The organism is Lentilactobacillus sp. (assembly GCF_040773105.1).
Classification (GTDB): Bacteria; Bacillota; Bacilli; order Lactobacillales; family Lactobacillaceae; genus Lentilactobacillus; species Lentilactobacillus parabuchneri.
On sequence record NZ_JAXGWW010000094.1, the window covers coordinates 1 to 7,699 of the forward strand.

General features: G+C 44.4%; 8 protein-coding genes, 1 pseudogene and 1 riboswitch. Of the genes and pseudogenes, 3 read left to right on the forward strand and 6 right to left on the reverse strand.

Features of this window, described 5'->3' with window-relative positions; translation table 11 throughout:
- From AB3112_RS06275 to AB3112_RS06300, 6 genes are all read right to left on the reverse strand, one after another.
- The coding region (locus AB3112_RS06275; RefSeq protein WP_367334126.1) for a C69 family dipeptidase at positions 1-960 on the reverse strand (960 nt) is incomplete at its 3' end.
- Between the two features lie 68 nt (positions 961-1,028).
- On the reverse strand, positions 1,029-1,451 hold the full coding sequence (locus AB3112_RS06280) for a hypothetical protein (RefSeq protein WP_084972712.1): 423 nt from the start codon (positions 1,449-1,451) through the stop codon (positions 1,029-1,031).
- A gap of 98 nt (positions 1,452-1,549) precedes the next feature.
- Positions 1,550-3,058: a phosphoenolpyruvate carboxylase gene (gene ppcA / locus AB3112_RS06285; protein ID WP_084972711.1), complete on the reverse strand. Its 1,509-nt coding sequence runs from the start codon at positions 3,056-3,058 to the stop codon at positions 1,550-1,552.
- Positions 3,059-3,416: 358 nt separating this feature from the next.
- On the reverse strand, positions 3,417-3,842 hold the full coding sequence (locus tag AB3112_RS06290) for an OsmC family protein (RefSeq protein ID WP_057909368.1): 426 nt from the start codon (positions 3,840-3,842) through the stop codon (positions 3,417-3,419).
- Between the two features lie 180 nt (positions 3,843-4,022).
- On the reverse strand, positions 4,023-4,310 hold the full coding sequence (locus tag AB3112_RS06295; protein ID WP_057909367.1) for a putative quinol monooxygenase: 288 nt from the start codon (positions 4,308-4,310) through the stop codon (positions 4,023-4,025).
- A 37-nt stretch (positions 4,311-4,347) separates the two neighbouring features.
- Positions 4,348-4,980, reverse strand: a complete 633-nt coding sequence (locus AB3112_RS06300) for a DUF3862 domain-containing protein (protein ID WP_084972710.1) — start codon at positions 4,978-4,980, stop codon at positions 4,348-4,350.
- Between the two features lie 189 nt (positions 4,981-5,169).
- Between AB3112_RS06300 and AB3112_RS06305 the strand changes: the two genes are divergently transcribed.
- The 3 genes and pseudogenes from AB3112_RS06305 to AB3112_RS06315 all read left to right on the forward strand — a co-directional run.
- The gene (locus AB3112_RS06305) at positions 5,170-5,943 is read left to right on the forward strand and encodes a DUF4931 domain-containing protein (RefSeq protein ID WP_084972709.1); all 774 of its coding nucleotides are present in this window, start codon (positions 5,170-5,172) and stop codon (positions 5,941-5,943) included.
- Between the two features lie 140 nt (positions 5,944-6,083).
- A riboswitch (FMN riboswitch) is annotated at positions 6,084-6,217 on the forward strand.
- A 178-nt stretch (positions 6,218-6,395) separates the two neighbouring features.
- Positions 6,396-7,445: a bifunctional diaminohydroxyphosphoribosylaminopyrimidine deaminase/5-amino-6-(5-phosphoribosylamino)uracil reductase RibD gene (gene ribD / locus AB3112_RS06310; RefSeq protein ID WP_367334127.1), complete on the forward strand. Its 1,050-nt coding sequence runs from the start codon at positions 6,396-6,398 to the stop codon at positions 7,443-7,445.
- Positions 7,445-7,699 (forward strand): annotated as a pseudogene (locus tag AB3112_RS06315) (riboflavin synthase); the annotation flags it as partial. The gene ribD and the pseudogene AB3112_RS06315, both read left to right, overlap by 1 nt.

Sequence of the window (7,699 nt, forward strand, 5' to 3'; positions counted from 1 at the left end):
TCGATTCATGCCGATAGGGCGATAGCGATGACGGCTTTCTTCGGTACCCGTTTGGCCATAGGGATCAAATTCGGTTCCTTGGTAATGGCTGCTTAAAAACAGGGCAACATCTTCGACGGAAATCAAATGATCGGCAACCCGTGTAAATGGCATCGTCCGACTTTCCGGATCCTGTTCAATTTCCGGGTTAAACATCTTTTGGCCGTACCAAACACGTGGGGTGTTGTAATAGTGATCGGCTTGGACATCTTCTCCAAAAATATCTCTGAAGTTAAATCCCTTACGAGCCTTGTTTAAGTGATGGCTTTCGGCAAATTCTTTTAAATCGTCTGAGTACATGAAATGTTCTGCATCGTTAAAGTCAATTTCCTGGATCCCGGTTTGGTTAGGGGCAACCGCATAGCTGTCATCAGGGATGCGTTCAGCTGCCCAGTGATGGCCGCCAACGGTTTCAAAGTACCAGACTTCTTCAGAATCCGAAAAGGCAATACCGTTGCTTTCACAGGTGCCAAAGTTGGTAACTAATTCCCCTAATCGTTTAACACCTTCCCGGGCACTATGAATGTAAGGGAGCACACACGTCAGCATGGCCTCTTCGCCAATTCCGTCGGCAACCAGTGGATCCAAGCCCAGCATTGTGGTGTTGGTAAACTCGGTTTCAGTAGAACTCATGGCGACATTATCGGTGTTAATGCCAGATTCGCCCCAAATACCATCGGAAATATCTGCGTTGGGGGTTGCGGTATAGCGGAGCGGATGATCCGGTAACTTCACGCGAAATTGGTTAAAAGTGGAAATGTATTCGCTGGGTTGGTCCTGTGGATTGACAACCACAAACCGTTTTGCGTTGACGCCACCGCCGGCATCTTCATTTCGTGCAATCATTGTTGAGCCGTCTACAGTAGCGTTCTTACCAGCCAAAAAAGCGGTACAGCTGGACAAATTCTGAAATTTATTCAATCAAATCATTCCTTCTCAATTATTAACATCGGATCGATTAGGAAGCGGTGCGGAGATTCATTTAACGACTAGTAGCTGAGTGCTAATTGATTACTGGTAGTTGTCGGCAAAACCAATGCCTGACCATAAATCCAGTACTTTTGAACTTTTTTGTTCGTCTTGTTGGCTTTCTTAGTGCTGTATTTTGAAATCCGGTACCAGTTGAACTGAGTGCCTTGAGTGGCGTATAGGTCAATTCGAACTTTGGTGCCTTTCTTCAAACCACTTTTTTTCCAAGAAATGGTTTTGATATTCTTAAAGTTGCTGGTTGGAATGTGGTTGGTCAATTTAAATGATTTGTATTGGCTGCCAATCTTGGCAACCGAACTTGTCTTGTGATAAGTTAACGAACCGGGCATTGATGCAGCTTGAGTCGTTGCGGATTGAGTCAATGAAACAAAGCCACCTAAACTTAATGCGGCAACGGTTAACAAAATTGATTTCTTAAACATAAAATGAACTCCCTTCAAATCTTGTTTGAGATATTGACCTAATCTTAGTATAAAACGCCAGACAAAAAAATCCAGCCGGTTAGCTGGATTTTTAGTGATTAACCTAGGAATTTTCGTAAAATAGCTTGACGGCTGATCAATGTCGTCTTGGTTTCCTTATCAGAAATCTTAACTAAATCAGCTGCCAATTGGGCGTGCTTTTCCTGTTCAGGTGTTTGTGGACCAGCCTTGATATCAAATAAGCGTTCAACGGCTTCGATATCTTCGTCAACTGCTTTCCAAGCGGGGTTCTTTGCTTGAAGGGCAGCCAAAGCGTCCTTACTGAAGTATTTGGCAACGTGGGCGTAATCATGCTTGATATTTGGATAATACTTCATCAAAGTGCTGAGTTCTTTATCATCCAACTTGTTCAAGATACGGCCGGTTCCCAAGAATTCAGGTGGAACACCAACTGAATAAAGGGCACCGGTAAAGGTAATCGCACGCGGCATTTTGTAGCCGTCAACGTCACGGGAATAACCGATGATCCCGACGTGTTGATGACGATCACGACGCTTTGGGAAGGAGTCAAAGACAGGTTGTAAGTCATTGATTAACGGATCCAAAGTTTCGTGGTATTCTGCGGCAGCCTTCTTGGCGATATTCAACAACACGGCTTGGTCATCATGGTTGATGATTTCAAACTTACTTTGTTGCAAACCGTCACGTAATTTGATGATGGCCGGTTCAACCACGTCTAATGGGTAGTCGTAACGGAAGGCAGACTGTACGGTTGCCGTCTTTAAGCCAGGGAATTCTTCGAGGTAACGGTCGATCATCATTGGAGACAAGCCGCCACGGAAAATCGTGCTTCCCATTCCGGCAATTGGATAAATTGGCAAGCCGCTTTCCTGTTCAAATTCGGCCAGACCAGTCAACGCTAATTTATTTCCAATGATACTGTTCAAGAAACCATTTGACAAAGCGGAGTCTGATCCGGCTAAGAATACCCGCATGTAGCTAAGTTCGCGGCCAAAATGTTCTTTATACATTTCAAGGTATTTCTTCAAAATTTGCGGCGCATTTAATTGTGATTCAAAGCCTTCAAACAGTGGAATCATTTGCAAGGTATCGGAATCTTTGTGGCCGGTATTAAATTCAGTTGATTTGTAGTGAGAAAGGCTGGCAAACTTGTCTTCCATTGAAATCAGCTGGTCGGCTGATTGTGTCATCGGCAAGATTGCTTCGAATAACGGTCGTTCCTTAAAGCCCAAGTCGTAAGAGAAGTCTTCGGCTGACAAGATGGTTGTCATGGCTTGCATTAAGCTGTAGCCTTTTTCTTCCCAGATGTTTGGCAGACGGAAAGTTAAAAACTTATCCTTGCCAAGGGGATGCTTTTGGAAATACTCGTAGTGCTCAGAGTATAAACGGTCGATCACTGACGCATCGGCATGTTTACCTTCCCAGTCCCACATGTATTCGTCAGCGCCGAGCTTTGAGAAGTTTTGGTAGGCTTCATCAATTTCCCGAAATGCGGAAACAAATGCGCTATCGTTATGCTTGAAGAAGGGAACTCCTGCGTTATCTGGATGTTGAGTACCCATAATGTTAGGGATTTTTCTATCCATAAAAAATGCCTCCTGAGGTTAAATTAAGTTCATTTAGAATGATTATACAGTAAAACAAGTCGAACTAAAAATAATATTAAGCTCCTAATAAAATTCATAAATATAAAAGATAACGAATATTTATAAACAATTTGTGAAGTTAATTTGTTATTTTATCTAAATTTTACAGCTTCTCTGTAATTATTACCAGCTTTTCATTGAAAATAAGAACATTTATTGCAAGAAAAATGGGAGCAAAAATGCTTAGCTTCCAACGCATAAACAAATGACCCAAACAATCCGATTGGGATGATTGGGTCATTTGCTTATACGGACGATCAAGATCAAAACTTCATTGGTCTTAATCGCTCGTCATTGTTTAGTCAAACTGCTCAACGGTTTCAGCGGTGTAATTGCCACTATTCTTCAATAGTTTTGAAACTGGGCAGCGATTTTCAGCTTCCTTTGCAAACTTGTCGGCTGTTTCAAAGTCAACGCCTTTGACCATGATTTGCGCATGAACCAGAAATTGGTAAACGGCTCTTGAGCCAATAAAGGCAACTTTGACGTGGACCTCTGCGGTGTGGGGAACGCCGTGCTCTTTTTCAATTGCTTCCAGCGTGGCTTCCAGGCAGGTTGCCAAAGACATCCCCAGCAACTGCTCGGGATTGGTGCCGGGATGTGAGTTCATCGGGCTGCTGGTCTCGACCTTGATGCCGCCGGGAACGTAAGCGTGGCCTTCCAAGCCCTCATCATTGACTGCTTCGGTCTGGTATAACGGGTTGTTCCATCTTTCATCTTGCATGTTTGTGACCTCCTCATGTACTTACACTTGATTATAAGCGCTTCCAAAAGTTGGTCAAGAAAGTGTGCGCCAAATGGCCGGTTCCTTCCAGAGGGTCAGCTCACTGCTATTTGTACACGATACGACGCAGTAATAATCAAATTAAAAAAGCTGACGCCATTAAGCGCCAACTCTTGTAAGTTATTCGTTATAATCCATTCTGATAATAACCAGATCTTTACTTAAGAAATCGTTAATGCCAGCCAAGAATTTTTGGAAGTGAGCGGTATTATTATGGGACTCAACTGCATCCGCATCCTTCCAGTGTTCAATAATTTCGTAATCGGAATCGCTGCCAATTTTTTTGAAATGATCGTAAGACACGTTTCCGGCCTCAGCACGAGAGCCTTGAACCAGTTCGTCGATAAACGCCTCATAGTCCTTTTGCATCCCAGGCTTTACTGATAATTCTACGTTAATCACTTTCATCTTTGTAGCCTCCTATATAGTTTGGGCATGTACACTCTTAGTATATCGAAGTTTTAAACTTATTGTTTAATTTATCGTCGGTAAATGTCAGATCATAGGCGGTTCCGTCACTGTCAGTCACGTAAAGCAGGTACTTACTCGACAACGGACCCTGGCCGGTAAATGATTCGCCGTTAGGGACCCCTAAGGCGTTGACGGTTTCCTGGTAGGTGGTACCGAGACCTAATTGATCAATTTTTGACTTGGCGATCACGCGTTGTTTTTGTTTGGCAGCGGGGGAATAGGACTTGCCAACTACTTTGTGATTTAAAAATTGAACGGTGACTTTGTCAACGTGGAAGGTGGATGAAACATCCTTCCAGGTGAACTGGGTGACTTTTTGACTAATACCGTTCACTGAAACCGTCCCGATATGCGATGGATTGCCAAATAATTGGCGAACCTGCTGATCAGAAGAGCCGTTTGTGCCGTCAGTAATGTCGCCAACGTTGATTTTATCGAAGTTTTCGAGATTGATTCCTTCAACGATGCGATCATGCTTCAATTCGGCGGCGGTTCGCTGGCGGTCATAGTGGTTGCGGGTAGGCTTTTTGGCAGAGGTTGACGCCGAACACCCTGACAAAATTAACGTACAAATCAATGCAATTGTAACGGTGAGCGGTTTTTTCATCAAATTCCCCCAAACAGTCGTGACTAATTAATCGAATAAATAAAATCATTATATACTACATGAGTTATCAAACAACAGCTAATTTAATTACATTGCAGATTTTTGTTCAAAATAATGTTCTAACAGCCCAACGGCAATTTCGAATATAATAAAGACACAAGTTTCTTAAAAGAAAGACTGGTGAATCAAATGGCGAATCAACCACTGATATTTGATTATCAAGCAGCCAAAGGAAAGCCGGAAAATATCCGCCATCCCGAAGGCTACTGCCCATTTTGCGACGTTGCGCATCTTACTAATATTTTGGCGCAAGAAGACGATCGAATTTGGCTTCAAAATAAATTTCGAACACTGGAAGATACCATGCAAACGGTCCTGATCGAATCGAGTGACCACAACGGCGGCCCGTCAACTTGTTCGGTGGCACAAAACCGAAAAGTCTTCGAGTTTGCCTTTAAATGCTGGCACCAGATGGTGGCCTCCAATCAATATCGCAGCGTCATTATGTATAAAAACTTCGGCCCAATGTCTGGAGGTAGTTTACGCCACCCTCATTTCCAAATTGTCGGCTTAAATAACTATGATGTGTATCAGAATATCACGTTGCGTAATTTCACTGGAGTTGCAGTGACACAAGACGACCAACGTGAAATCACCTTATCGACCAACCCGATTATTGGCTTTGTCGAGATTAACATTGCCATCAAAGAAATTGCCCAAATTGACAGTCTGGCCGACGCAGTCCACGTGATCGTCAGGTACTTGCTGCACGATTATATGGGTGGGCGCTTATCTTCATACAACTTATTTTTCTACCAGCTGGATGGCAAATTTTACTGCAAGATTGTGCCAAGGTACGCCACTTCACCATATTTTGTCGGTTACAAGATTGCCCAAGTCCAAAATCCACAGCGGTTAGCTGAGATTGCGCAAGACATTTCAGAGCGGTTGGACAATCAGTGATGATCTTTAATGTTGGAATGAGTGGAAAACGGCTTAATACGGCCTTTATCGGCGTGGAAGTGATGAAACCGTTTTTTTATTAAACAGTTTTTGGTTGCGCTTCCCTGGTCGATGGGGTATCATAATTTCGAAAACTGAATAGATTTCTTCGGGGCAGGGTGAAATTCCCGACCGACGGTGACGATGTGATAATCGAAGTCCGTGACCCGCGTTAAGCGGTTGACCCAGTGTGAGTCTGGGACCGACAGTAAAGTCTGGATGGGAGAAGAATCAAATAAGCATTTCATAACATCGGTGTGGACTGTTTGTGGATTAATGTTAAGGGGACAGCTGTCTTCCGTGACACTTTTTCATGAGCATGGTCCCTCATGACTCGAATGAAATCTTGTTTAGCTTATCTAATAATTGCCTCGCAAATTCTTGCGGGGCTTTTTTCGTGGGGTGAATAAGATTTGAACGATCAAGATTACATGAAGATTGCCGTTAAAATGGCATGGAAAGGACTTGGAAATACTTGGACTAATCCACGGGTTGGTGCGGTGATTGTTAAAGATGGCCGACTCGTCGCGAGCGGGTACCATCATCAATTTGGCGAACACCATGCGGAAATTGACGCGCTTTCCAATGTGCCGGACGCAGAAAGTGTCAAGGGCGCGACGATGTACGTCACGATGGAACCTTGCAGTCACTTTGGTAAAACGCCTCCGTGCAGCGACCGCTTGATTAAAGAGGGCTTCAAACGAGTGGTTGTCGGCCAGGTTGATCCCAATCCAATCGTTGCGGGAAAAGGGATTGAACGGTTGCGAAGCAGTGGCGTTGAAGTGGAAATTTTAGGAACGACAACGGCCCTCAACGAGGCGTATAACTTTTATTATGAGCGTCAGCGGCCGATGGTGACGATAAAATATGCTATGTCACTGGATGGAAAAATCAACCAACAGCCTAGTAGACGCACGATAATCTCGGGCGAAGAAGCCCAGGCAGACAGCCAAAAATTACGACGCATGAATCAGGCCATTTTGGTAGGGGAGCGAACCTTTAAAACGGACGACCCGCGATTAACGGTCAGAGGTCTTGATAAACGATTTCAACCGGTCCGAATTATTTTGGTGAGGGATGCAAATTCAGTTACGCCGGACAAACGTTTATTTGAAAACGATGGTCCGGTCTGGATTTTGTCCGGTCAATCTGCTCACCAGCAGTTCCCAGCCTTTGTTCATGTCTTTGTCAAAGACGACTGGCGGCCAAACGATGTCCTCGCACTACTTGCGGAGCACCACGTGCAATCACTGCTGGTTGAAGGGGGCAGTCAAATTCAGGCAGAATTTGTCAGAGCGAACCTAGTGGATCAATTGGTAACCTATGTTGCCCCGATCGTCATTGGCGGCACTGGGCTGCCTGCAGTTAGTGGCGTGAGCAATGGGAAGTTAACGTATTTTGAGGCACCAGAGGTTACTCAACTGGGGCATGATTTGAAGATTACAGTCAGGAGGGCGCGCTAATGTTTACAGGAATTATTCAAGCACGAGGAAAGGTTGTTCAGGTCACTCAGAGCGGCCAACAGGCCAAGCTAACGATCGAGACATCCCTGGTTTCGGACGGCACATTTAAATTGGGTGACAGCATTGCGGTAAACGGGGTTTGTTTGACCGTTACGGACTTAACTGGGACTGGCTTTTCCGCTGACGTGATGCCGGAAACAATGCTGCGGACTAATTTTAATCAGTTGGCGTCCGACGCATTTGTGAACCTCGAA